Source organism: Klebsiella huaxiensis (assembly GCF_003261575.2).
Lineage (GTDB): Bacteria > Pseudomonadota > Gammaproteobacteria > Enterobacterales > Enterobacteriaceae > Klebsiella > Klebsiella huaxiensis.
On record NZ_CP036175.1, the window covers coordinates 3,521,437 to 3,544,949 of the forward strand.

Genomic DNA, 23,513 nt, shown 5'->3' on the forward strand with positions numbered 1-23,513 from the left:
AGTTGAAGGCTAGATGATGTAGTTTTAAAATGCAACCGGATTAGCCAAATGTCAGGAGTGCGAATGTCATCGCGTGAAAAGATGAAAAATGAGAACTGCCCCGTGGCACGCAGCGTGGATATTATCGGTGACCGCTGGTCGTTGATGATTGTTCGCGACGCCTTTGATGGCATGCGCCGCTTCAGCGATTTCCAGCGCAGCCTCGGAATGGCCCGTAATATTCTCTCCGATCGTCTGCACAAGCTGATGGATGCCGGTATTCTGACCACTCAGGCTGCTTCAGATGGTACGGCCTATCAAGAATACGTACTGACGGACAAAGGAGAGCGCCTGTTCCCCATCGTCGTCGCGTTACGCCAGTGGGGAGAACAATATCTCTTCGCCGACAGCGAGCGTCATTCAGTACTGATCGATAAACGGACGCAGCACGCGCTCCCCCTGATGATGCCGGTCGCCCAGGATGGAATGCCGCTAACACCTCATGAAACAGAGGTGCAAAAAATTAAATAAAACTCGTTATTTAACAGCTGTTTATGTTAAAGGTGTATAATTAGAGCTAAACTATTCAAATCATAAATAAAATGGAGAACTGGCATGCGCGTACTCGTGGTTGAGGACAACGCTCTGCTGCGCCATCACCTGAAAGTTCAGTTGCAGGAATTGGGCCATCAGGTAGATGCGGCGGAAGATGCGAAGGAAGCAGATTACTATCTGGGTGAACACGTTCCGGACATCGCTATTGTTGATCTTGGCCTGCCGGATGAGGACGGTCTGTCGCTCATTCGCCGCTGGCGCGGTCACGACGTCTCGGTGCCGATTCTGGTGCTCACCGCGCGTGAAGGGTGGCAGGACAAGGTCGAAGTTCTCAGCGCCGGGGCCGATGACTATGTCACCAAACCGTTTCATATCGAAGAGGTCGCCGCCCGCATGCAGGCTCTGCTGCGGCGTAACAGCGGCCTGGCCTCACAGGTTATCTCCATCCCGCCTTTCCAGGTTGATTTGTCGCGTCGCGAGCTGTCGGTCAACGACCAGCCGATCAAGCTTACCGCTTTCGAATACACCATTATGGAAACGCTGATCCGTAACCGGGGCAAAGTGGTCAGTAAAGACTCGCTGATGCTGCAACTCTATCCCGACGCCGAACTACGCGAAAGCCACACCATTGATGTACTTATGGGAAGACTGCGCAAGAAAATCCAGGCCGAGCATCCGCAGGATGTGATTACGACGGTCCGCGGCCAGGGTTATCTGTTCGAACTACGCGGATGAAAGGCGTGCTACGACATATTCTGCCGCTGTCGCTACGCGTTCGCTTTCTGCTGGCGACGGCCGCTGTGGTGCTGGTGCTGTCGCTGTCTTACGGAATGGTGGCGCTGGTCGGCTATAGCGTAAGCTTCGATAAAACCACTTTTCGCCTGCTACGTGGCGAGAGCAACCTGTTCTATATGCTGGCAAAGTGGGAAAACAACACAATTGAGGTCGATATTCCCGAAAACCTCAATATGCAAAGTCCCACAGTGACGCTGATTTACGACGCCAACGGCAAACTCTTATGGGCACAGCACGACGTGCCATGGCTCACCAAACGCATTCAGCCGGAGTGGCTGAAAAACAACGGTTTTCATGAGATTGAGGCCGATGTCGACAGCAGTAGCATGTTGCAACACAATAACCTGGAAGTGCAGCAACAGCTGGACGCTATCCGTGAAGAGGATGACGACTCCGAGATGACCCACTCGGTGGCGATCAATCTTTACCCCGCCACCAGCACGATGCCGCAGCTGAGTATCGTGGTCGTCGATACCATTCCGGTGGAACTTAAGCGTTCCTATATGGTGTGGAGCTGGTTTATCTACGTGCTGGCGGCCAACCTGCTGCTGGTGATCCCGTTACTATGGGTAGCAGCATGGTGGAGCCTGCGACCTATCGAGTCGCTGGCAAAAGAGGTGCGTGAACTGGAAGAGCATCACCGTGAGATGCTCAACCCGAACACCACCCGCGAGCTCACCCGGCTGGTCAGCAACCTTAACCGCCTGCTGAAAAGTGAACGCGAGCGCTACGACAAATACCGCACCACCCTGACCGACCTGACCCATAGCCTGAAAACGCCGCTCGCGGTGATGCAAAGCACCCTGCGCTCGATGCGCGGCGGGAAGCTCAACGTTAATGAAGCCGAACCGGTGATGCTGGAACAGATCAGTCGTATCTCACAGCAGATTGGTTACTATCTCCATCGCGCAAGCATGCGCAGCGGCGGTTCTCTCCTCAGTCGCGAACTTCACCCAATCGCCCCACTGCTTGATAGCCTGACCTCGGCGCTAAACAAGGTCTATCAGCGTAAAGGCGTGAATATCACCCTCGATATTTCACCGGAAATCAGCTTCGTCGGCGAACAGAATGATTTTATGGAAGTCATGGGCAACGTGCTCGACAACGCCTGCAAGTATTGCCTGGAGTTTGTGGAAGTCTCCGTGCGTCAGTCCAACGACAACCACCTGCATATTCTGGTTGAGGATGACGGTCCAGGGATCCCCCAGAGTATGCGTAACGCGGTGTTCGATCGCGGCCAGCGCGCCGATACGCTGCGCCCCGGACAAGGTGTAGGCCTTGCCGTCGCCCGCGATATCGTTGAACAGTATGATGGCCGCATCCTGACCGAGGACAGCTTACTCGGCGGAGCCTGCATGGAAGTCATTTTTGGCCACCAGCTCCCTGACGATAAAGAAAGCTAAAACAATCAGTTTTTTAACGGCGCCTGCATCATGCAGGTGCCGCATCCGTTATAATCCCTAACAAACACCTGCTGTGGAATATAATTATGGATTATCAATTAACGCTGAACTGGCCCGACTTTATCGAGCGCTACTGGCAAAAACGCCCGGTAGTACTGAAACGTGGCTTTGCTAATTTCGTCGATCCTTTAAGCCCGGATGAGCTGGCTGGACTGGCCATGGAGAGCGAAGTCGACAGCCGCCTGGTTAGCCACCAGGACGGCAAATGGCAGGTCAGCCACGGTCCGTTTGAGAGCTACGATCACCTGAGCGAGAATAACTGGTCGCTGCTGGTACAGGCGGTAAACAACTGGCACGAGCCATCAGCGGCGCTGATGGCTCCGTTCCGCGCCCTACCCGACTGGCGCATCGACGATCTCATGATCTCATTTTCCGTCCCTGGTGGCGGCGTCGGTCCCCATCTCGATCAATACGATGTATTCATCATTCAGGGCACCGGTCGTCGCCGCTGGCGCGTGGGCGAAAAGGTGCCGATGAAGCAGCACTGTCCACACCCGGATCTGCTGCAGGTTGATCCGTTTAACGCGATTATTGATGAAGAGATGGAGCCAGGCGATATTCTCTATATTCCACCGGGATTCCCGCATGAGGGCTATTCGCTGGAAAACTCGCTGAACTATTCAGTTGGCTATCGCGCCCCTAACGCCCGCGAACTGTTTAGCGGCTTTGCTGATTATGTTTTACAGCGCGAGTTAGGTAGCCAGCGTTACGCCGATCCGGACGTGCCGTCGCGGGATCATCCGGCGGATATTTTGCCTGCCGAGCTGGATCGCCTGCGCGAAATGATGCTCGGGCTGATTAACCAGCCGGAGCATTTTAAGCAGTGGTTTGGCGAGTTTATTACTCAGTCCCGTCACGAGCTGGACGTCGCGCCGCCGGAGCCGCCGTATCAGCCCGATGAGATTTACGACGCCCTGCAGCAGGGGGATAAGCTGGCGCGCCTCGGTGGCCTGCGCGTGCTGCGTATCGATGGCGAGGTGTTCGTCAACGGCGAGCAAATTAACTCCCCGCACCGCCCGGCACTGGATGCCATGGCAACGCACCTTTCGCTCAAGGCCGACCATTTCGGCGATGCGCTGGAAGACCCATCATTCCTCGCCCTGCTGGCGGCGCTGGTCAACAGCGGTTACTGGTTCTTCGAGGACTAATCCCTCAGTTTGCCCGGTGGCGGCTCACGCCTTACCGGGCCTACGGTCGAGCTCCGGGTTTACGTACCGAACGCTGACCGGTAGGCCGGGTAAGGCGTGAGCCGCCACCCGGCGTTCTATCTGCGCTCTCCGGCGTCAAAATCGGCAACTTCCCCCGCCCAATCAGACGAATACAACCCCGTGAGAACATCGCGATGAAAAGTTGAATACGGTCAATCAATGACTCTCTTCACATAACCATGCTTCACCGGGTTGATATAAACGTAATCTATATGCCGCTGGTAATCTTCTTCGTTGCGAATCGCATGCTCCCAAAAACGCGGCTGCCAGACTCGCCGCATCTCTAACTCACGGGTGAAGATTTTTTTGATATCCCGCCAGCGTCCCGAATAATCGGTGTCGCCATCCGGCAACGTCCAGATACAGTGCATATGCTCAGGTAAAATAACCCATGCATTAATCAGAAAGGGCTTTTTGCGTTTGATAAGCGCGGTGGTGGCACGCAGTCTTTCAATGTGCCGGGTCAGGAGATCGCTTTGGCGGTTTTGCAGATTTACCGTGAAGAACCAGGTGCCGCCGGGGATATAACTACGGCGATAATTTGACATCAGAGGTTCCCTCCTCTTCAGCTTATATGGACTGTTTTTGCCCGGTGGCGGCTAACGCCTTACCGGGCCTACAGGACCGGGCTCTGGGTTTAGCGTTTTGCCGTCAGCTCGGCGATACGCACAATCACCTGCACCGCTTTTTCCATGCCTTCGAGGGTCACGAACTCATGCTTGCCGTGGTAGTTATAGCCGCCGGTAAACAGGTTCGGGCACGGTAAGCCCATAAAAGAGAGCTGCGCGCCGTCGGTGCCGCCACGAATCGGCTTCATTTCCGGCTCAATATGGCAATCCACCATCGCCTGACGAGCAATCTCGACCACGTGCGGGTGCGCCATCACCTTCTCATGCATATTGTAATAGCTGTCCTCAATGATCAGCTCAATATAGCAATCCGGGTGCAGCCCTTTGCCAACCTTCTTGGCGATCTCCATCATTTTGCGTTTGCGGGCTTCAAACTGCTTACGGTCAAAATCGCGGATGATATAGTGCATATCCGCACGGTCGACAGTACCTTTGATATTGGCCAGATGGTAGAAGCCCTCGTAGCCTTCAGTGGTTTCCGGTGCTTCATCGGCGGGCACTTCGGCATGAATTCGTGCCGCCAGCGACAGCGCATTAACCATCACACCCTTCGCGGTGCCGGGATGCACGTTATTGCCGACGATCTTAATCGTCACCGACGCGGCGTTAAAGTTTTCAAACTCCAGCTCACCCACGCCGCCGCCATCGACGGTATAGGCCCAGCGGGCGTCAAACGCGGTGACGTCAAAATACTTCGCCCCTTTGCCGACCTCTTCATCCGGGGTAAAGGCCACGCGAATATCGCCGTGGGGAATGTTCTTCGCCTTTAACGTTGCCAGCGCGGTCATAATCTCGGCAATACCCGCTTTATCATCAGCGCCGAGCAGGGTTTTACCATCAGTGGTAATTAATGTCTGTCCAAGCAGTTGGTGCAGCACCGGAAACATCACCGGAGAAAGCACTTCGTCACCAATACCAAGAGCAATATCGCCGCCGCGGTAGTTTTCAACAATCTGCGGATTGACGTTCTTGCCGCTGAAGTCTGGCGACGTATCAACGTGTGAAATAAAGCCAATGGCCGGAATATCGCCCGCGACGTTAGCCGGCAGGGTGCCCATGACTGTCCCTTTCTCACTTAGCGTCACATTGACGAGTCCCATTTCTTCCAGCTGCGCCTGGAGCAGGCGTAACAGCTTCCACTGCCCTTCGGTGCTCGGAACCTGACGCACGCCAGACTTCGATTGCGTGTCCAAAGAAACGTACTGCAAAAAACGCTCAAGCAATTTATCCATGTAGCCACCCTCTTCTTTTGTGACAACATTATTGATAAGCCGGAAAAGACAAATATTGCGTCAGGTCATTTTTAGCCCGGCAAATGAGAATTTAATACATTTCGAACGATAATGTTGTAAAGGTAGTTCATCGTGGCGCATCAATCATTGGCGATTACAATCGTTTGCCGTAGAATGCTTGCCCTTATTATTTCATGTGCAAACCCAAAGGTGGTTAACCACAAACCCCGCATCGGTAAGCTTTCCGCTGCGTCTACATGGGACAGAGTCAAAAATTGAATATACAACCGCGTTCGCGTTCGCCGCTGGTTCAACTGGCGGGAATTCGCAAAAGCTTTGATGGTAAAACGGTAATATCCGACCTCAATCTGACCATCAACAACGGTGAGTTTCTCACCCTGCTTGGCCCCTCTGGCTGCGGTAAAACAACCGTTCTTCGTCTTATCGCCGGACTGGAAAACGTCGATAGTGGCCATATCCATCTCGAAGATCACGACATCACCCATATCCCGGCGGAAAACCGTCACGTTAACACCGTTTTTCAAAGCTATGCGCTCTTTCCGCACATGACGGTATTTGAGAACGTTGCCTTTGGCCTGCGCATGCAAAAAACCCCGGCGGCGGAAATTGCCCCCCGCGTCCATGACGCTTTGCGCATGGTGCAGCTCGAAGAGTTTGCCCAGCGTAAACCGCATCAGCTTTCTGGTGGGCAACAGCAGCGCGTAGCGATTGCCCGAGCTGTGGTTAATAAACCGCGTCTGCTGCTGCTTGATGAATCCCTCTCTGCGCTGGACTACAAACTGCGCAAGCAGATGCAGAACGAGCTGAAAGCCCTCCAGCGTAAGCTCGGTATTACTTTCGTGTTCGTCACTCACGATCAGGAAGAAGCGTTAACCATGTCCGATCGCATCGTGGTGATGCGCGACGGAAAAATCGAGCAGGACGGCACGCCGCGTGAAATCTACGAAGAGCCGAAAAACCTGTTTGTCGCCAGCTTTATCGGCGAAATCAACCTCTTCAATGCCACGGTTATCGAACGTATCGACGAGCAGCGAGTGCGTGCGAACGTTGAAGGCCGTGAATGCAATATCTACGTCAACTTTGCCGTCGAAAAAGGCCAGAAGCTCAACGTGTTACTGCGCCCGGAAGATCTGCGCGTCGATGAGATTCACCACAGTAACGAGGCAGATGGCCTGATAGGCTATATCCGTGAACGTAACTATAAAGGCATGACGCTGGAGTCGGTGGTTGAGCTGGAAAACGGCAAGATGGTAATGGTCAGCGAATTCTTTAATGAAGACGATCCTGACTTTGACCACTCTCTCGACCAGAAAATGGCCATTAACTGGGTAGAAAGCTGGGAGGTTGTGCTGGCTGATGAAGAACACAAGTAGATTCCAAAATGTGGTGATTGCCACCATCGTGGGCTGGCTTGTGCTGTTTGTCTTTCTGCCCAACCTGATGATTATTGGCACCAGCTTCCTGACCCGCGACGATATCAATTTCGTCAAGCTGGTCTTTACGCTGGATAACTACGCACGCCTGCTCGACCCGCTCTACTACGATGTGCTTCTGCACTCGCTGAATATGGCGCTGCTGGCGACGCTGGCCTGCCTGGCGCTCGGCTATCCCTTTGCCTGGTTTCTGGCGAGATTGCCCGAGAAAGTGCGTCCGCTGCTACTGTTTCTGCTGATCGTGCCCTTCTGGACCAATTCACTGATTCGTATCTACGGACTGAAGATTTTTCTCAGTACCAAAGGTTATCTCAACGAGTTTCTACTGTGGTCAGGGGTTATCGATACGCCACTGCGCATCATGTACACCCCCTCGGCGGTGATTATCGGCCTGGTCTATATTCTGCTGCCGTTTATGGTAATGCCGCTCTACTCCAGCATCGAGAAGCTCGACCGCCCGCTGCTGGAAGCAGCGAAAGATCTGGGTGCCAACAAGCTGCAAACCTTTATCCGCATCATTATTCCGCTGACCATGCCGGGCATTATTGCTGGCTGCCTGTTGGTGATGCTCCCGGCGATGGGGCTGTTCTACGTTTCTGACCTGATGGGCGGCGCGAAGAACCTGCTGATCGGTAACGTGATTAAGAGCCAGTTCCTCAACATTCGCGACTGGCCTTTCGGCGCGGCGACCAGCATTACGCTCACGTTGGTGATGGGCCTGATGCTGCTGATTTACTGGCGCGCGGCACGTTTACTGAATAAAAAGGTGGAGCTGGAATGATCGGTCGACTGCTGCGCGGCGGCTTTATGACCGCCATTTACGCGTACCTCTATATCCCCATTATTATTCTGATCGTTAACTCGTTTAACAGTTCACGCTTCGGCATCAACTGGCAAGGCTTCACTACCAAGTGGTATAGCCTGTTGATGAACAACGACAGCCTGCTGCAGGCAGCGCAGCACTCGCTGACCATGGCGGTGCTGTCAGCAACTTTCGCTACGCTTATCGGCTCGCTGACCGCCGTGGCGCTGTACCGCTATCGCTTTCGCGGCAAGCCGTTCGTCAGCGGGATGCTGTTTGTGGTGATGATGTCGCCGGATATCGTGATGGCAATTTCGCTGCTGGTGCTGTTCATGCTGATCGGTATTCAACTCGGCTTCTGGTCGCTGCTGTTTTCGCATATCACTTTCTGCCTGCCCTTTGTGGTCGTCACAGTATTCTCGCGCCTGAAGGGCTTCGACGTGCGGATGCTGGAAGCGGCCAAAGATCTCGGCGCCAGTGAGATAACCATTCTGCGCAAGATTATTTTGCCGCTGGCGCTGCCCGCGGTGGCTGCAGGCTGGCTGTTGAGCTTCACCCTGTCAATGGATGACGTGGTAGTCTCTTCGTTCGTTACCGGTCCAGGTTATGAAATCCTGCCGCTGAAAATTTATTCGATGGTCAAAGTTGGGGTATCGCCAGAGGTCAATGCGCTGGCGACCATTTTGTTGGTTCTGTCGCTGGCAATGGTGATTGCCAGCCAGTTAATTGCACGTGATAAAACTCAGGGGACGTTAAAATGAAAAAATGGTCACGCCACCTGCTCGCTGCGGGCGCTCTGGCAGTCGGAATGAGCGCCGCGCACGCGGACGATAGCAAAACGCTCTATTTCTACAACTGGACCGAGTACGTACCGCCGGGCCTGCTGGAACAGTTCACCAAAGAGACCGGCATCAAGGTTATCTATTCGACCTACGAGTCGAATGAAACCATGTACGCCAAGCTCAAAACCTACAAAGATGGCGCTTATGACCTGGTGGTGCCGTCCACCTATTTCGTCGATAAAATGCGCAAAGAGGGCATGCTGCAGAAGATCGACAAAAGCAAGCTGACCAACTTCGGCAATCTCGATCCTGAAATGCTGAACAAACCGTTCGATCCAAATAACGACTACTCGATCCCCTACATCTGGGGCGCGACGGCGATTGGCATCAATAGCGACGAGATCGATCCGAAAACCGTCACCAGTTGGGCGGACCTGTGGAAACCGGAATATAAAAGTAGCCTGCTGCTGACCGACGACGCGCGCGAAGTGTTCCAGGTCGCGTTGCGTAAACTGGGCTACTCCGGCAATACCACCGATCCGAAAGAGATTGAAGCGGCGTATAACGAGCTGAAAAAGCTGATGCCTAACGTGGCGGCGTTCAACTCGGATAACCCGGCGAACCCGTATATGGAAGGCGAAGTGAACCTCGGCATGGTGTGGAACGGCTCTGCATGGGTGGCGCGCCAGGCCGGTACGCCGCTGGAAGTCGTGTGGCCGAAAGAAGGCGGCATCTTCTGGATGGATAGCCTGTCGATCCCGGCAAACGCCAAAAACGTCGACGGCGCGCTGAAGCTGATCAATTTCCTGCTGCGCCCGGAAGTTGCCAAACAGGTGGCGGAAACTATCGGCTACCCGACGCCAAACCTCGCCGCGCGTAAGATGCTGAGCCCGGAAGTCGCTAACGATAAATCGCTCTACCCGGACGCCGATACGATTCAAAAAGGCGAGTGGCAGAACGACGTCGGCAGCGCCAGCACCTTGTATGAAGAGTATTATCAGAAGCTGAAAGCGGGTCGTTAATCGCACCAGCCTGCCGGGCTTCGGTTAAGTTTAATACCCAAAATAATTCGAGTGGCATCACGGCGGCAACTAAACGCATCCCCGGGAGCGTACAAACAGTACGTGACCGGGGTAAGTGCATGCAGCCAACAAAGATGCAGCTTGAAGTATGATGGGTATTAATGTGTTACAAGGATAAGTACACATGAAACAAGACGGCAAAGTTCTTTATTATATCTTCCTCAGCATTGGCATCGTGACGATGCTCATCTCCGCCGCTATTTTTTATTATCAATATCGCGCCAACAGCAACGTTATCCATACCACCGGTATTATCGTTGATACCGAATTGCGCAGAAGCAACCCCAACGCCAAAGGGACAAAACGCAACAAAGCCACCTGGCGTCCCGTTGTCGCCTTCCGCCCGACGCCGGATTACACGCTCATTTTTAAATCAAAGAGCGGTAATTCCCTTTATGAAAACAGCGAGGGAGAAACCGTCGATGTTATTTATCCTCCCGGACAACCGCATCAGGCCAGGATCCATAGCCCATGGATGAATTTTTTTAAATGGGGTTTTTTAGGTCTTATTGGCATCATTTTTACCGCCGCCAGCCTGCTTATTCGCCCTTCCTCTAAAAAGAAACGGAGGATAGTCCAGTGAGAAAATTCATTATCCTGTTCTGTGGCCTGTTCTGTCTTTCACTCGCTTATTCCGCCAGCGCAGTTTCAACGCCTGACATCGAAGGATACTTTACTGATACCACCAATACGGTTTCCAGTAAGAGCGACATTATCCAGCGCGCTGAGCGTTTCAAAAAGCAAACGGGAATAACGCCGTTTATTCTGCTGACTCAGCAAGAAACCCTTTTGCAGGTGAAAAAAGCGCAACTACTGCAATCGGCAAAACGACTGGCTGATGAAAATCAGGGCTTCCTGCTGCTGATTATCACCACCGATAGCCGCCAGGTTGAGCTGATTGCGGACCCGAAGGCGCTGCCTCGTCTGCAAGCCAGTCACGCGGCCTTAATCATTGAGAATCACACCCTCGCCTATTGGCAGAATGGTCTGTGGTTCCAGGGGCTCAATACCGCGCTGGACGTACTACAGGCGGCGCTATTACAGCAGCCCACGCCGCCGCTCACCTGGTATGCTTCGTCGGATGCGCCCTACAAGAACGATTTGCCCGGCCATCCGCTCGGTTTTCTCTTCTGGGTGCTGGCGTTTATGGCCTTCACATGGTGTTTCCGCTTCACCACCCGCTGGCGCTATGCGCTGAAGTTCACGCTGGCCATGACGATAGCCAACCTCTTTTATCAGGCGCTGTGCCTGTTCTTAAGTCACGGCGGGTTCTCACTGCACAAAATTGCTCCGCTATGGGCGGTGCTTATCGGCTTCTGTACCTTTCTGGCCACCTGGCTATGGACGCGCAAGCGGCGCTGAATTTACCCCGCTGGCCCGATTTCAGCCAGCGGTGGCTATAGCGAATGGTTACGCTCTTAGCGGATGAATTCTCGATTTAACCAATGCTTCCTCAACGTCAAAATCCGCCAGCGGGTAGTTGGTCGCCACCAGATAAAATCGGCCATCTTGCGCCGGGTATTCATGTACGTTGTAGTTCACCATTTTGGGCTGCACGGAGGCGGAATCTGCATTGGCGGCGTAACGCTGAACCGGCGTTGAGTATTTCGAACGGACCTGGAGAGAGTGGGTTTTAATATCACTGTAGATTTCACCGTGATGTTCGTCGCCGAGAATAAGGTAGTCAACATACTCAGTGGCCATGGTTATATTCCTTCTCTGTTACCTGAGTTAAGGATCATGCCACAAATGAATATTTGATAATGCCTCGTTAGTCACAATGTTATTTTTTTGTAAATCAAAAACAGTATTGAAAATTCCCGGGAGCGGTGCTGCGCACCTGTCCGGGCTACCAGACCGCACCGGCCCTGTAGCCCAGGCAAGGCGCGGCCTTACCGCGCCGTACCCGGGTGGGGTGAAAGGACTACAGCAGCGCTTTCGCTTTGGCGACAACGTTATCCACGGTGAAGCCAAACTCTTCAAACAGCAGCTCAGCCGGAGCAGATTCGCCGAAGGTAGTCATGCCGACGATAGCGCCGTTCAGGCCCACGTATTTGAACCAGTAGTCAGCGATGCCCGCTTCAACGGCTACGCGAGCAGAGACGGCTTTCGGCAGCACGGCTTCACGGTAAGCCGCATCCTGCTTGTCGAATGCATCAGTGGACGGCATGGAAACCACGCGCGCCTTCACGCCTTCGGCAGTCAGTTTTTCGTAAGCGGCTACAGCCAGCTCCACTTCTGAACCGGTGGCGATGAAAATCAGCTCTGGCTGGCCAGCGCAATCTTTCAGCACGTAACCACCGCGGGCGACGTTCGCCAGCTGCTCTTCGGTACGCTCCTGCTGCGCCAGGTTCTGACGAGAGAGGATCAGCGCGGTCGGGCCATCTGCACGCTCAACGCCGTATTTCCACGCGATAGCTGATTCAACCTGGTCACACGGACGCCATGTGGACATGTTTGGCGTGACGCGCAGGGAAGCCACCTGCTCAACCGGCTGGTGAGTCGGGCCGTCTTCGCCCAGACCGATGGAGTCGTGGGTATACACCATCACCTGACGCTGCTTCATGAGAGCCGCCATACGCACCGCGTTACGGGCGTATTCCACGAACATCAGGAAGGTGGAGGTGTACGGCAGGAAACCGCCGTGCAGCGAGATACCGTTGGCAATCGCGGTCATACCGAACTCGCGCACACCGTAGTGGATGTAGTTGCCTGCGGCGTCTTCGTTAATCGCTTTAGAACCAGACCAGATGGTCAGGTTAGACGGTGCCAGGTCAGCGGAGCCGCCGAGGAATTCCGGCAGCAGAGGGCCAAAGGCTTCGATGGCATTCTGGGACGCTTTACGGCTGGCGATTTTCGCCGGATTCGCCTGCAGCTTAGCGATGAACTCATTCGCTTTCGCATCGAAGTCAGACGGCATATCGCCTTTCATACGACGGGTGAATTCTGCCGCTTCCTGCGGGAAGGCTTTCGCATAAGCCGCGAACTTCTCGTTCCAGGAGGCTTCTTTCGCCTGACCGGCTTCTTTCGCATCCCACTGCGCATAGATATCAGACGGGATTTCAAAGGCCGGGTGTTTCCAGCCGAGTGCTTCGCGGGTCAGCGCGATTTCCGCGTCGCCCAGCGGTGCGCCGTGGGAGTCGTGGGTGCCCTGTTTGTTCGGAGAACCGAAACCGATGATGGTTTTGCACATCAGCAGAGACGGTTTGTCGGTAACAGCACGTGCTTCTTCCACCGCGCGTTTAATCGAGTCAGCATCGTGACCGTCTACACCACGAACAACGTGCCAGCCGTAAGCTTCGAAACGCTTCGCGGTATCGTCAGTAAACCAGCCTTCAACGTGACCGTCGATGGAGATGCCGTTGTCGTCATAGAACGCCACCAGCTTGCCCAGTTTCAGGGTACCGGCCAGGGAGCATACCTCGTGGGAGATACCTTCCATCATGCAGCCGTCGCCCATGAAGGCGTAGGTGAAGTGGTCAACAATGTCGTGACCCGGACGGTTGAACTGCGCCGCCAGCGTTTTCTCCGCAATCGCCATACCCACCGCATTGGCAATACCCTGCCCCAGTGGCCCGGTGGTGGTTTCGACACCCGGGGTGTAACCCACTTCCGGATGGCCCGGCGTTTTGGAATGCAGCTGGCGGAAGCTCTGCAAATCGTTCAGTGATACATCGTAGCCCGTCAGATGCAGCAGGCTGTAAATCAGCATCGAGCCGTGACCGTTGGAAAGTACGAAGCGGTCACGATCGGCCCATGCCGGGTTGTTCGGGTTGTGCTGCAGGAAGTCCCGCCACAGGACCTCCGCAATATCCGCCATCCCCATCGGCGCGCCGGGGTGGCCGGAGTTGGCTTTCTGTACCGCATCCATACTCAGGGCACGCAGCGCGTTGGCGCACAGGCGGCGGGTATTATTCGTTGTGTTCATCAGGATATTCCCCACGCCTTACAGCATCTGCTGAATCTGGTTTTCCAGTTTGACCTGATCGACGGCGAACAGCCGGATCCCCTCCGCCAGTTTTTCCACCGCCATCGGATCCTGGTGGTGCTGCCAGAGGAACTCAGCCTGGGTCATCGGGCTGGGACGGGTTTCCGTCACGTTACCAGGCACCAGCTGACGGGTCAGCGCACCTTCGCTGGCGGCCAGCTCATCAAGCAGCGCCGGGGAGATGGTCAGACGGTCACAGCCCGCCAGCGCCTGGATCTGCTCAATGCGACGGAAGCTGGCCCCCATCACCACGGTGTCGTAGCCGTGGGATTTGTAGTACTGATAAATCTGGCGCACGGAAACCACGCCCGGATCGCAGTCCACCTGATACTCCGCCTGCGGCTGATTTTTCTGATACCAGTCGTAAATACGCCCGACAAACGGCGAGATTAAAAAGACGCCCGCTTCGGCGCAGGCCCGCGCCTGAGCAAAAGAGAACAGCAGGGTCAGGTTGCAGTTGATGCCGCTCTGCTCCAGCTCTTCGGCGGCGCGAATGCCCTCCCAGGTGGCGGCAAGTTTGATAAGGATACGCTCCGGCCCAATGCCGTTCTTTTCGTACATCTGGATAAGCTTGCGCGCTTTCGACACGCACATCCCGCGATCCCAGGCAAAACGGGCATCGACTTCGGTGGAGATACGCCCCGGTACGTGGCGCAGCACTTCGCTACCGATATCCACCGCCACCTGATCGCAGGCGTTAATCAGCTGCGTTTGTGCGCTGCCGCCTTGCTGACGGGCTTTGCCGATAGCGTCAGCAATCAGCGCCTGATACTGCGGCAACTGGGCGGCCTTGAGCACCAGAGAAGGGTTGGTGGTCGCATCCTGCGGGGCAAACTTTTTAATCGATTCAATATCGCCGGTATCGGCAACAACCGTGGTGTATTTTTTCAGCTCGTCTAACTGGCTCATAGTCTGTTCCTTATATTACGACTGCGGATATTAATCTCTGGCGTGCTGGTGTTCGTAATAATCGATACGCTCTACTTTCGATGCAGAGCCGCCGCCTTCATATTCGGATTCAAGCCATGCCTGAATAATTTTCTTACCCAGTTCCGGGCCAATTACGCGGGCCCCGAGGGTAATAATCTGCGCATTATTACTTTTGCGCGCCCGTTCGGCAGAGAAGGTATCGTGACACTGGGCCGCACGAACGCCCGGCACTTTATTCGCCACAATGCTCATCCCTATACCTGTGCCGCAAATTAAAATGCCGCGATCGTGCTCGCCCTGCTTAATCGACATCGCCACCGCATGGGCAACATCCGGATAGACCGTACTGCCCTGGCGTTTATCGCTGCTGTAATCCGCGACGTTAATTCCCTGCCCATTCAGATAAGCGACGATAGCGTCGCGGAAAGCATAGGCGGCATCATCCGCACCAATAGCGATTGTTTTCATGGTAGTTTCCTTAATTTAACAGTACGTCTTAATTCAGTTTTAATTCAGATTCTGGTAGAAAGAAATTCGGTCGCCAGTTTGGATATATTGTGGTGATTCGCCACAAAGATGTACCGTCCCTGGTAATTCAGCGCTTACCGCCCCATCAAAATTTAATGTAATATGACCAAGCTGTTTTAAATTTGCCGTTGCAACACTGCCCACCGCAGTCACCCGATAAATAGTCTCATTTATTTTCATTATCTGCCCGGGTGATAATTCAGCCGTCAGCTCACTGCCCTGGTGTACGGCGCAATACATCGCAATATCGTCAGGAACGGAATCTGAGAATAAAATCAGTTTCTGCTCCTGTAGGTAGTTTTCGACGTATTCCCCAACAGCCGTGATAAGTAATGAATACAACGGCACGGTCATATTATTTGTTTCCTTTTGCGGCATGAGAAGATAATGCCACCTTTTCTTCATTCTCTTCTTTTTTTACCGGTTCAACGGCAGGGGCGCGCTTTTTCAGACGTTTATCGAACCAGGCCACCAGTATCGGTGCGGTGATCATGGTGATAATGCTCGCCGTCGCCAGCTGCGCAGTGGCGGCATCAACGTACATCGCCAAAGAAGGGTCAGCCTGAGCCACCATTGCTGGCGTCAGCGCCGAACTGGCGGCAGTCGTCCCCAACGCAGCACCCAGCGCCGTTTTCTTCTTCAGGAACAGGTTGTAGATAAAGTAGAACACAATGCCGGTTATCGCAGAGATAATACCCAGTAAGATCCCGGACAAACCGGCGGTAAAGACCGTATTGATACTGGAGTTTGCGCCGATAGCAAACGACATAATAATGATGATCAGCGGTTGAGCGGCGGCGCACAGCTGCTTGAAGCGCTCGTCGAGGTTACCCCACAGCATGCCAATCAGCAGAGGGATCAGCATCGACAACAGCGCGGCGAAGGGAATATTAGCCAACCCGCTGACGCCCAGTACCATCATGGTCACGAACGGACCATCTTTGACGCAGAAGACGGAAATAGCCCCGGCATCGCTGGCATCGCCGTAGTTGCTGCACAGCGCGATATACAACGAGCTGTTAGAGCTGGTCAAGCAGGCAATCAGCGCCAGCGTCGAAATACCCAGAAACCCATTAGGACCAAACATCGCCCCTGCGGCCCACACGGCCAGCGCACCGGCAAGGCATTTAAGGAACAATAGCACCGCGCCTTTATAGAGCGGCAAACCCGCCTGGCGAATATTAATCGAGGTGCCGCAAATCAGCAGGAAAATCCCCATCATCGCACTGGAACCGACTTTAAATAATGCAGTCGTCGGGCCGCCGATGCCCAGAACTTCAGGGGCAAAGGTATTAATAAGAATCGCCGCGAGCAACGGGATAATAATTAAACCGCCTGGCACCTTATTCATTTTTTCAAGTATATTTATGTTCATAGGGTAACTCATAAATTATGATTTAACAGAGATAACGACGCAATACTACCCGGACGACCATTACGCCGTTTTTAGTTATATGACTTCAGGGTTATTGCTGTGCTTCTTTATAAATTCTGTCAACGATAGTACTAATAATATCTTCCGGTCCGGTTAATCCGCCTTTGCCGACGCAAATCAACCCGGCATAATCGCCGCCGATAATACGCACCATATCGGTTTGCGGTATCACATAGTCAATCATTTCAATACCGGTAGCACCGAGTTCTTTCAGCACATTCACCATAGTGTCACCGCCGGTCATATACAGACCTTTAATTTCACCCGATGCGCAGTTAAGGACTTCACGTACGATATTGCCCAATCCCTGATTAATATTTTCTGCAGCCTGACCGTGTGCCAGGCCAAATCGCTGCTCTTCTTCCTGAAGATTCAATAACCGTCCGGTTAACGCAGATTCAAAAACAAACAGCGCGTTCTGCTGTGCCGGTACGCACTGCCGCGCATGCTGAACCACGCGATTAACTTCGATCTCAGCGGCGTTTTTCTTGTCGACCAGCAGCTCGGCATCGACTGGGATATGGCAAACCCTTTCATCATTGGCGATCAGATGCTGGAGCTGCCTTTTGGTCACCGGCGTTGCGCTCCCGGCGACGACCAGGATCGAGCCGCGCGGGTTTTCCGCTACCGCGGTCGTTGACGCGCTGTTGCGCGCTTCCCGCATCAGGCCGCGACGCACCGCCAGCCGTTCGGTAAATGGACCCGGATCGACCGCCAGCACATTCCAGTTCAGCGTAACCACCGCCCCGGCAATCGCGTCGACATCCTCAACCGTAATCGCATCAACCACGATGACCCGCACACCGCGCTGCTGCTGTTCCTGGAGATCCTGCTGAATCTGCCCCTCGCCTTTCATTACCGAAGCCAGCGCGATATGCCCGACCTGATGATGGGTCTGCGCCGCCAACAGCCCCGGAACCCACGACTCGGTCACCGGAGTACGTACATCGCGAGCCACATCGGTACGCGAGAGCGCAACGGAGTCAATCACCGAGTAGCCGCCAACCAGAATACGGCGCGACTGCGGCATCGCGGGGACCACTACAGCAACCGTTTCCAGCGGCAGCTGTTCCAGCATGGCGTCGATTTCAAAGCCAATACCGCCGCGCAGCGTCGTATCGATACGTTTGGTAAAGTAATGCGCCCCGCGCGCCTGCAGCTGCTTCACCGCGGCGCTAACCTGATGCTGAGCTTCCGCTTTCGGCAGTGGACGGCTGTCACTACTGACCACCATCGCCGGATACTCTACTTCGTTGCGGGCGAAAGATTCGGTATCGAAAAAGGCGGCGGTTTTCAAGCCGCTGCGCGCCAGCAGTACCCCAACGGTGGTCGCACCGGTCAGGTCGTCGGCAACGATCCCCAACTTACCGCCTTCTCCTTGCGGCCAGACCATTTCGATACAAGCTGGCGTGACGCCGGAAACATATATTCCTTCGTGAATAAACTCCGCCAGCGGACCGCTTTTGCCGGTTGGATGCAGGTTAATCGTCGGAATACCGCGTTTGGGATAGAGACCGCAGCGCAGCGTGCCGCCGCAGTCGATAACCATCAGACCAATTTCCTCTTCCGGCGGCTCGCCGCTTTTAAAGACATCAACGGACGGCCAGCCGGTGAGCTCGCTCAGGCGTTCAACGACCGGGGGACAAATCCCCCCGGTAATATAAGCAATCTTTTTCGCCTGGCTAATATTAATGGTCAGCGGCCCACCCCAGCCCTTACTGCCCTTGCTAATCAACAGATGTTTTTCCATTTCTCTGCCCTTTTGCTTCGCATGAACGTCAGCGATTAGTGGTTTTTCATTTTCCAGTAGCGCGCCGCAGCCATGGTGGATTCCAGCATGCTGACGGTGCCCGCTTTACCCGTGCCTGCAATATCAAACGCCGTCCCGTGATCGACGGAGCTACGCATAAACGGCAAACCGAACGTGATGGTTACGGAACGCTCAAAATCGAGGGTTTTACAGGCGATATGCCCCTGATCGTGATAAAGAGAGAGGATGGCGTCATAGCGGCCCAGCTTGCCCAGATGGAACACGGAATCTGCCGGTACCGGGCCGATGGCGTTAATGCCCATGTCCTGCGCCGCTTTAACCGCCGGGATCAGGTTATCGGCTTCTTCATGACCAAACAGACCGTTATCTGAACCGTGCGGATTCAGTGCGGCCACCGCAATGCGCGGGTTCTGGATATTCAGCGCAGTGAACTCATGGTGGATTTGCTGTACGCAAGCCAGCACGCGCTCTTTATTGGCGTAATCGCAGGCATCTTTCAGCGCCATATGGCGGCTGACAAAAAACACGCGCAGATTGTGGACGTGGAACATCGTCAGGCCGTAATCCGAATTGGTTTCAACCTGATAGATTTCGGTATGGCCCGGTAATTTGCATCCCGCCAGCTTGATGGCTTCTTTATGAATGGGCGCGGTAGAGACCACATCGATCAGGCCCGCTTTGCCCAGCTCGATAGATTTAAGGACATAGTCCAGCGACATTTGCCCCGCCAGCTTCTGCACTTTCCCCCATTCAATGCTCTCGCAGTCGTAATCACCGGTTTCCAGAACATCCAGCGTACCCCAGCTAAAGCGAGCTTCCTGCGGATGGGTAATTTTGTTGATCGGGAAATCACATCCCATGATCTTCATCGCTCTGGCGATAATAGGGACTGAACCAATTAAAAAAGGTTTGCACTCGTCGTAGACGCTTTTTTCCATCATCGTCGCGACTGAAATCTCTGGGCCAATCCCAGCAGGATCGCCAATGGTAAGTGCGACAACGGGTTTTTTCTCTTGTGACATCGTGGACCTCTCGTAGTGGAAATCAGTTTTTGTTCATATGTTCATTGGTGAATCATATGGTCAGAACATTACCTGATGATTGAGAGGTTATTAGTGATTTAGATCACATAAAAAAATCCATAGATTTATTTTATAAAAAAATGTGATCTAACATATGTTCATGTAGTGATAAAAAGTTCAATCTCACTAACACGCGACCCCACTTTCACTACAAGCTATTGATTTATCTATTATGGAGAACAAAAATGGAACAAATCTGGTTAGGAACCAGCTGGAAAATGAACAAGCCGTTATCTCAAGCCATGGCCTGGTGTGAAACGCTGACAGAGCGGCTGCCGGGGGTTTTACACCCGAAAATTCAGCCGTTTGTTATCCCCCCCTTTACCGCAATTCATCCGGTTAGCCAGTATCTCCAGCAGCACCAAATCCCCTGTCTGACCGGGGCGCAGAATATGCATGAAGCGGAAAACGGCGCCTGGACCGGTGAGATCTCCGCCGCCATGCTGGCTGAAACCGGCGCAACCCTGGTCGAACTTGGCCATTCTGAACGCCGGGGCGCATTTAATGAAACCGATGCCGCCATTAACCAAAAGGTGCATAGCGCCCTGCGCCACGGTTTGCGGCCGCTTATCTGCATTGGCGACAGCGCCGACGAGAAGCGCTGGCAGGTATCGCGAGAAACCGTGGTACGACAGATGAAAATCGCCCTGTATGATTTGAGCGAAGAACAGGTTTTACAAACTCTGGTCGCCTACGAGCCGGTATGGGCCATCGGCGAACACGGCACCCCAGCGACGCCGGAACAGGCCGCAGAGATCCACCGCGCACTGCGCCAGGCATTGTGTGAAACCTTCGGCACAGAGACCGGGCAGCGCATTCCCCTGCTGTACGGCGGTAGCGTCAATCGGCAAAATGCCGTAGAACTACTCCTTCAGGATGATATCAATGGGCTGTTTATTGGTCGTTCGGCATGGGATGCCAACGGCTATTGCGACATTGTTCAACGCGTTACAGAGGAATTTATTCTTCAGGCGCAGTAGTATTAGGGAGACATCAAAGATGGAAACACCAGGCGATAACTATGACTGAACAAGACTCAGATTATGCGCTGCTGACAGAAATTGCCGTGGCTTATTACGATCAGGAACAAACCCAGGAAGAGATTGCAAAGCGCTTTGGTATCTCGCGCATTAAGGTCGGTCGTTTGCTGAAGAAAGCCCGTCACGAAGGGATTGTCGAGATCAGCGTGAAATATCATCCGGTCTTCAGCTCGCAGATAGAGCAGCAGTTTATTTCTCATTTCGGGATCAAACGTGCGCTTATCGCCTTAGACCATCACGACGAGGACGAACAGCGCCAGCAGGTGGCGGCGCTGGTCAGCAACTATCTGGCCGGGATCCTCAAAAATGATATGACCGTGACCGTTGGCCAGGGGCGCAACGTCGCCGCCGTCGCTAACCACGTGGGGATTTTCCCGGAACGCAACTGTCGTTTTATTTGCGGTATCGGCGGAACCAAGCGCGATAACCAGCTGATCGATGCCGATCACATCAGTCGAAACCTGGCACGCAAATTTAACGGCTTTAGCGAAACGCTGTACGCGCCAGCCTACGTCGAAACCCCGGAGCTGCGTTCAGCATTTATGCAAAACCGGCTGATTAAAGCTACGCTCGAACAGGCCAGCAAGGCGGACGTTGCCATTATTGGCCTCGGCGATATGAACGAAAACAGCTTTATGGTGCAGCTGGGCTGGTTCTCACCGCAGGAGATAGCCACCGCTCGTCAGGAACAGGGCGTGGTGGGCGATCTCGCGGGCTATAGCTTTTTCAATATTCAGGGCACGCCGGTTGATACAGTAATGAATGACCGGGTAATTGGCCTGAGCCTTGAACAACTGCGCACTATCCCCTGCGTGATTGCTATTGCTTCGGAAAGCACTAAATCAACGGCGATTCTCGGCGCGCTGCGCACCGGCGTGATTGACGTGCTGGCTACCAGCGCATCAAATGCCCGGGCAGTGATTAACATGCAGAAAGCGTTATAAAAAAGCCGCGCATTAGCGCGGCTGAGATTAGCATCAAAGTTCCTTCAACAGCTTACCGATAAATTCCGGCACGACTACGCTTGCCAGACCGTAGTGTTTTTCGGCAAACTCACTGCCCACCTGGCTTGGCTCAAGGTTTAGCTCCACCGTATGCGCGCCCTGTAGCCGCGCTTCATGAACAAACCCTGCCGCTGGATAAACGTGCCCGGAGGTGCCGATGGCGATAAAAATATCGCACTCGGCGAGCGCCAGGTAGATTTCATCCATATCCAGCGGCATTTCACCAAACCACACGACGTGCGGGCGCAGCGGCGCGGGGAACTGGCAGCAGTGGCATTTGTCTTCCGTCGTCACATCGCCGGTCCACTCCAGCACCTGCCCACTCCACGAACAGCGCACCTTCAGCAGCTCACCGTGCATATGTATCACCCGATGATTACCCGCACGCTCATGCAGGTTATCGATATTCTGAGTAACCAGCAGAAAATGATCGCCTAAGGCTTCTTCCAGCCGCGCCAGCGCCTGATGCGCCGCATTGGGTACGATGTCCGGGCTTTGCAGCTGGCGACGACGGTCGTTGTAAAACGACTGCACCAGCGCCGGGTCGCGGGCAAAGCCTTCCGGTGTTGCCACGTCTTCTACCCGATGCTCTTCCCACAGGCCATCAGCGGCACGGAAAGTTCTAATTCCCGACTCCGCCGAAATGCCCGCGCCGGTTAACACCACGACTCTTGGTTTTTCCATCGTCTCAGAGTTCTCCTTATCATCACCGAAGAAAATCCGCTGACGCAGACGGTCACGTAACCGGCGTTTGTTGCGGCGAAATCGGCTTAATCGATGTAAGCGGCGCGACTGCATAGCTACCTCTGTAATTAATGAGTCAGATGAAGGAAGGCCGCACCGCGCATTCCTCCGGCATCACCATGACGTGCACGCTCAATTCGCGGCACGCTGGCGACAGGGAGCAGATGTCGCGGCAGACGCTGCGCCAGCCCTTCGGTTATTGCCGTAAAGTTAGACAATCCTCCGCCAAGCACCAGCAGATCCGGGTCAACAATGGTTAAAATATTGCCCAGGCAAACCGCCAGCAGATCGAGATAGCGCTCGACATGCTCACGCGCTTTCGCATCGCCCTGCTGCCAGAGCGCGACGATCTCCGGCGAGGTTAAGGATTGTTGATAAAAATGTTCATACAGCCAGGCAAATCCACGGCCAGAAAGGTAATTTTCGATGCAGCCAAGCTGGCCGCAACCGCAGCGGGTCAGCGGAAAATCACGGCCCACCACTTCCAGCGCATCCACAGGCAGGCGGATATGGCCGAATTCGCCGGTAATATAGCGATGTCCGGTAATCGATTTGCCGTTGAGCACCAGACCACCGCCGACGCCAGTGCCAAGGATCATCCCCATCACCAGCGGGTATTGCGTAAATTCGTCGTCCCACGCTTCGGAAAGCGCAAAACAGTTGGCGTCGTTATCAAGGCGCACGTCGCGCCCCAGACGTTCGCTCAGATCCGCCCGCAGTTGCCTGCCGCTGGCAGCGGGAACGTTGGCGGCATACAGCGTGCCGTCCTCCGTTTCCGGCATTCCCGGAATACCAATTCCCACAGAGCCCTTGCAGCCAAAACGCTGATCGGCTTCCTGAACCAGTTCTTCCACCGACAGTAAAAAAGCCTCGTAGCTTTCTTTCGGCGTGGCGACGCGTTTTTCCCACTGCAATCGCCGCTCTTTATCAAATACGCCCAGCGCTATCTTGCTGCCGCCAATGTCAAATCCGTAGTACATTTCAGCAATTCCTCTTGATGCATCGGCAAA

General features: G+C 54.1%; 23 protein-coding genes and 1 pseudogene. 12 read left to right on the plus strand and 12 right to left on the minus strand.

The features are described from left to right. The first annotated feature begins 63 nt into the window (after positions 1 to 63). From DA718_RS16970 to DA718_RS16985, 4 genes are all read left to right on the plus strand, one after another. Positions 64 to 510, plus strand: a complete 447-nt coding sequence (locus DA718_RS16970; protein ID WP_112216648.1) for a winged helix-turn-helix transcriptional regulator — start codon at positions 64 to 66, stop codon at positions 508 to 510. A gap of 84 nt (positions 511 to 594) precedes the next feature. Beyond that, positions 595 to 1,269, plus strand: coding sequence for a two-component system response regulator PhoP (phoP, locus tag DA718_RS16975; RefSeq protein ID WP_112216649.1), 675 nt, complete (start codon positions 595 to 597; stop codon positions 1,267 to 1,269). Further along, positions 1,266 to 2,732, plus strand: a complete 1,467-nt coding sequence (phoQ, locus tag DA718_RS16980; protein ID WP_112216650.1) for a two-component system sensor histidine kinase PhoQ — start codon at positions 1,266 to 1,268, stop codon at positions 2,730 to 2,732. Before phoP ends, phoQ begins: the two co-directional genes overlap by 4 nt. Before the next feature lie 86 nt (positions 2,733 to 2,818). Further along, positions 2,819 to 3,940: a ribosomal protein uL16 3-hydroxylase gene (locus DA718_RS16985; RefSeq protein ID WP_112216651.1), complete on the plus strand. Its 1,122-nt coding sequence runs from the start codon at positions 2,819 to 2,821 to the stop codon at positions 3,938 to 3,940. A gap of 116 nt (positions 3,941 to 4,056) precedes the next feature. Here DA718_RS16985 and DA718_RS16990 read toward each other — a convergent pair. Together DA718_RS16990 and pepT are read right to left on the minus strand one after the other, a co-directional pair. Next, a pseudogene (locus tag DA718_RS16990) lies at positions 4,057 to 4,548 on the minus strand (REP-associated tyrosine transposase). A gap of 89 nt (positions 4,549 to 4,637) precedes the next feature. Beyond that, a complete protein-coding gene (pepT, locus tag DA718_RS16995) occupies positions 4,638 to 5,861 on the minus strand; it encodes a peptidase T (protein WP_112216652.1) in 1,224 nt (407 codons plus the stop codon). Positions 5,862 to 6,118: 257 nt separating this feature from the next. On the opposite strand from pepT, the gene potA reads away from it, so the two are divergent. The 6 genes from potA to DA718_RS17025 all read left to right on the plus strand — a co-directional run bounded on the left by potA (position 6,119) and on the right by DA718_RS17025 (position 11,343). Further along, a complete protein-coding gene (gene potA, locus DA718_RS17000) occupies positions 6,119 to 7,255 on the plus strand; it encodes a spermidine/putrescine ABC transporter ATP-binding protein PotA (protein ID WP_112216653.1) in 1,137 nt (378 codons plus the stop codon). After that, positions 7,239 to 8,096, plus strand: coding sequence for a spermidine/putrescine ABC transporter permease PotB (gene potB / locus DA718_RS17005; RefSeq protein ID WP_112216654.1), 858 nt, complete (start codon positions 7,239 to 7,241; stop codon positions 8,094 to 8,096). Before potA ends, potB begins: the two co-directional genes overlap by 17 nt. Further along, complete coding sequence (gene potC, locus DA718_RS17010; RefSeq protein WP_112216655.1) at positions 8,093 to 8,878, plus strand: spermidine/putrescine ABC transporter permease PotC; 786 nt, start codon at positions 8,093 to 8,095, stop codon at positions 8,876 to 8,878. Before potB ends, potC begins: the two co-directional genes overlap by 4 nt. Next, positions 8,875 to 9,921, plus strand: coding sequence for a spermidine/putrescine ABC transporter substrate-binding protein PotD (gene potD, locus DA718_RS17015; protein WP_112216656.1), 1,047 nt, complete (start codon positions 8,875 to 8,877; stop codon positions 9,919 to 9,921). The genes potC and potD overlap by 4 nt, the downstream gene beginning before the upstream one ends. A 184-nt stretch (positions 9,922 to 10,105) precedes the next feature. Further along, the gene (locus tag DA718_RS17020) at positions 10,106 to 10,564 is read left to right on the plus strand and encodes a DUF3592 domain-containing protein (RefSeq protein ID WP_112216657.1); all 459 of its coding nucleotides are present in this window, start codon (positions 10,106 to 10,108) and stop codon (positions 10,562 to 10,564) included. Then, positions 10,561 to 11,343, plus strand: coding sequence for a TPM domain-containing protein (locus DA718_RS17025; protein WP_112216658.1), 783 nt, complete (start codon positions 10,561 to 10,563; stop codon positions 11,341 to 11,343). The genes DA718_RS17020 and DA718_RS17025 overlap by 4 nt, the downstream gene beginning before the upstream one ends. A 48-nt stretch (positions 11,344 to 11,391) precedes the next feature. Here the strand turns inward: DA718_RS17025 and DA718_RS17030 are convergent, their stop codons facing one another. From DA718_RS17030 to pdxA, 8 genes are all read right to left on the minus strand, one after another. After that, positions 11,392 to 11,685, minus strand: coding sequence for a hypothetical protein (locus DA718_RS17030; protein WP_112216659.1), 294 nt, complete (start codon positions 11,683 to 11,685; stop codon positions 11,392 to 11,394). A 220-nt stretch (positions 11,686 to 11,905) separates the two neighbouring features. Next, positions 11,906 to 13,909 (minus strand): transketolase, encoded by a 2,004-nt coding sequence (gene tkt, locus DA718_RS17035; RefSeq protein WP_130624390.1) that lies wholly within the window; start codon positions 13,907 to 13,909, stop codon positions 11,906 to 11,908. A gap of 18 nt (positions 13,910 to 13,927) precedes the next feature. Then, positions 13,928 to 14,878, minus strand: a complete 951-nt coding sequence (tal, locus tag DA718_RS17040) for a transaldolase (protein WP_112217439.1) — start codon at positions 14,876 to 14,878, stop codon at positions 13,928 to 13,930. Positions 14,879 to 14,908: 30 nt separating this feature from the next. After that, entirely contained in the window at positions 14,909 to 15,367 is a 459-nt protein-coding gene (rpiB, locus tag DA718_RS17045; RefSeq protein ID WP_110277152.1) for a ribose 5-phosphate isomerase B, read from the minus strand. Between the two features lie 39 nt (positions 15,368 to 15,406). Then, positions 15,407 to 15,781, minus strand: a complete 375-nt coding sequence (locus tag DA718_RS17050) for a PTS glucitol/sorbitol transporter subunit IIA (protein ID WP_112216795.1) — start codon at positions 15,779 to 15,781, stop codon at positions 15,407 to 15,409. A gap of 1 nt (position 15,782) precedes the next feature. Next, entirely contained in the window at positions 15,783 to 16,802 is a 1,020-nt protein-coding gene (locus DA718_RS17055) for a 2-keto-3-deoxygluconate permease (protein WP_112216796.1), read from the minus strand. A gap of 91 nt (positions 16,803 to 16,893) precedes the next feature. Then, positions 16,894 to 18,612 (minus strand): four-carbon acid sugar kinase family protein, encoded by a 1,719-nt coding sequence (locus tag DA718_RS17060; protein ID WP_112216797.1) that lies wholly within the window; start codon positions 18,610 to 18,612, stop codon positions 16,894 to 16,896. A gap of 35 nt (positions 18,613 to 18,647) precedes the next feature. Then, positions 18,648 to 19,655, minus strand: a complete 1,008-nt coding sequence (gene pdxA, locus DA718_RS17065) for a 4-hydroxythreonine-4-phosphate dehydrogenase PdxA (protein WP_112216798.1) — start codon at positions 19,653 to 19,655, stop codon at positions 18,648 to 18,650. A gap of 245 nt (positions 19,656 to 19,900) precedes the next feature. Here pdxA and DA718_RS17070 point away from each other — a divergent pair, with 245 nt between their 5' ends. Beyond that, the gene (locus DA718_RS17070) at positions 19,901 to 20,695 is read left to right on the plus strand and encodes a triose-phosphate isomerase (protein WP_112216799.1); all 795 of its coding nucleotides are present in this window, start codon (positions 19,901 to 19,903) and stop codon (positions 20,693 to 20,695) included. A 41-nt stretch (positions 20,696 to 20,736) separates the two neighbouring features. After that, complete coding sequence (locus DA718_RS17075) at positions 20,737 to 21,699, plus strand: sugar-binding transcriptional regulator (RefSeq protein WP_110277146.1); 963 nt, start codon at positions 20,737 to 20,739, stop codon at positions 21,697 to 21,699. A gap of 33 nt (positions 21,700 to 21,732) precedes the next feature. On the opposite strand, the gene cobB is transcribed toward DA718_RS17075, so the two are convergent. Both cobB and nagK read right to left on the minus strand, forming a co-directional pair. After that, positions 21,733 to 22,557 (minus strand): Sir2 family NAD+-dependent deacetylase, encoded by an 825-nt coding sequence (gene cobB / locus DA718_RS17080; protein WP_112216800.1) that lies wholly within the window; start codon positions 22,555 to 22,557, stop codon positions 21,733 to 21,735. A gap of 14 nt (positions 22,558 to 22,571) precedes the next feature. After that, entirely contained in the window at positions 22,572 to 23,483 is a 912-nt protein-coding gene (nagK, locus tag DA718_RS17085) for an N-acetylglucosamine kinase (RefSeq protein ID WP_112216801.1), read from the minus strand. Positions 23,484 to 23,513 lie beyond the last annotated feature (30 nt).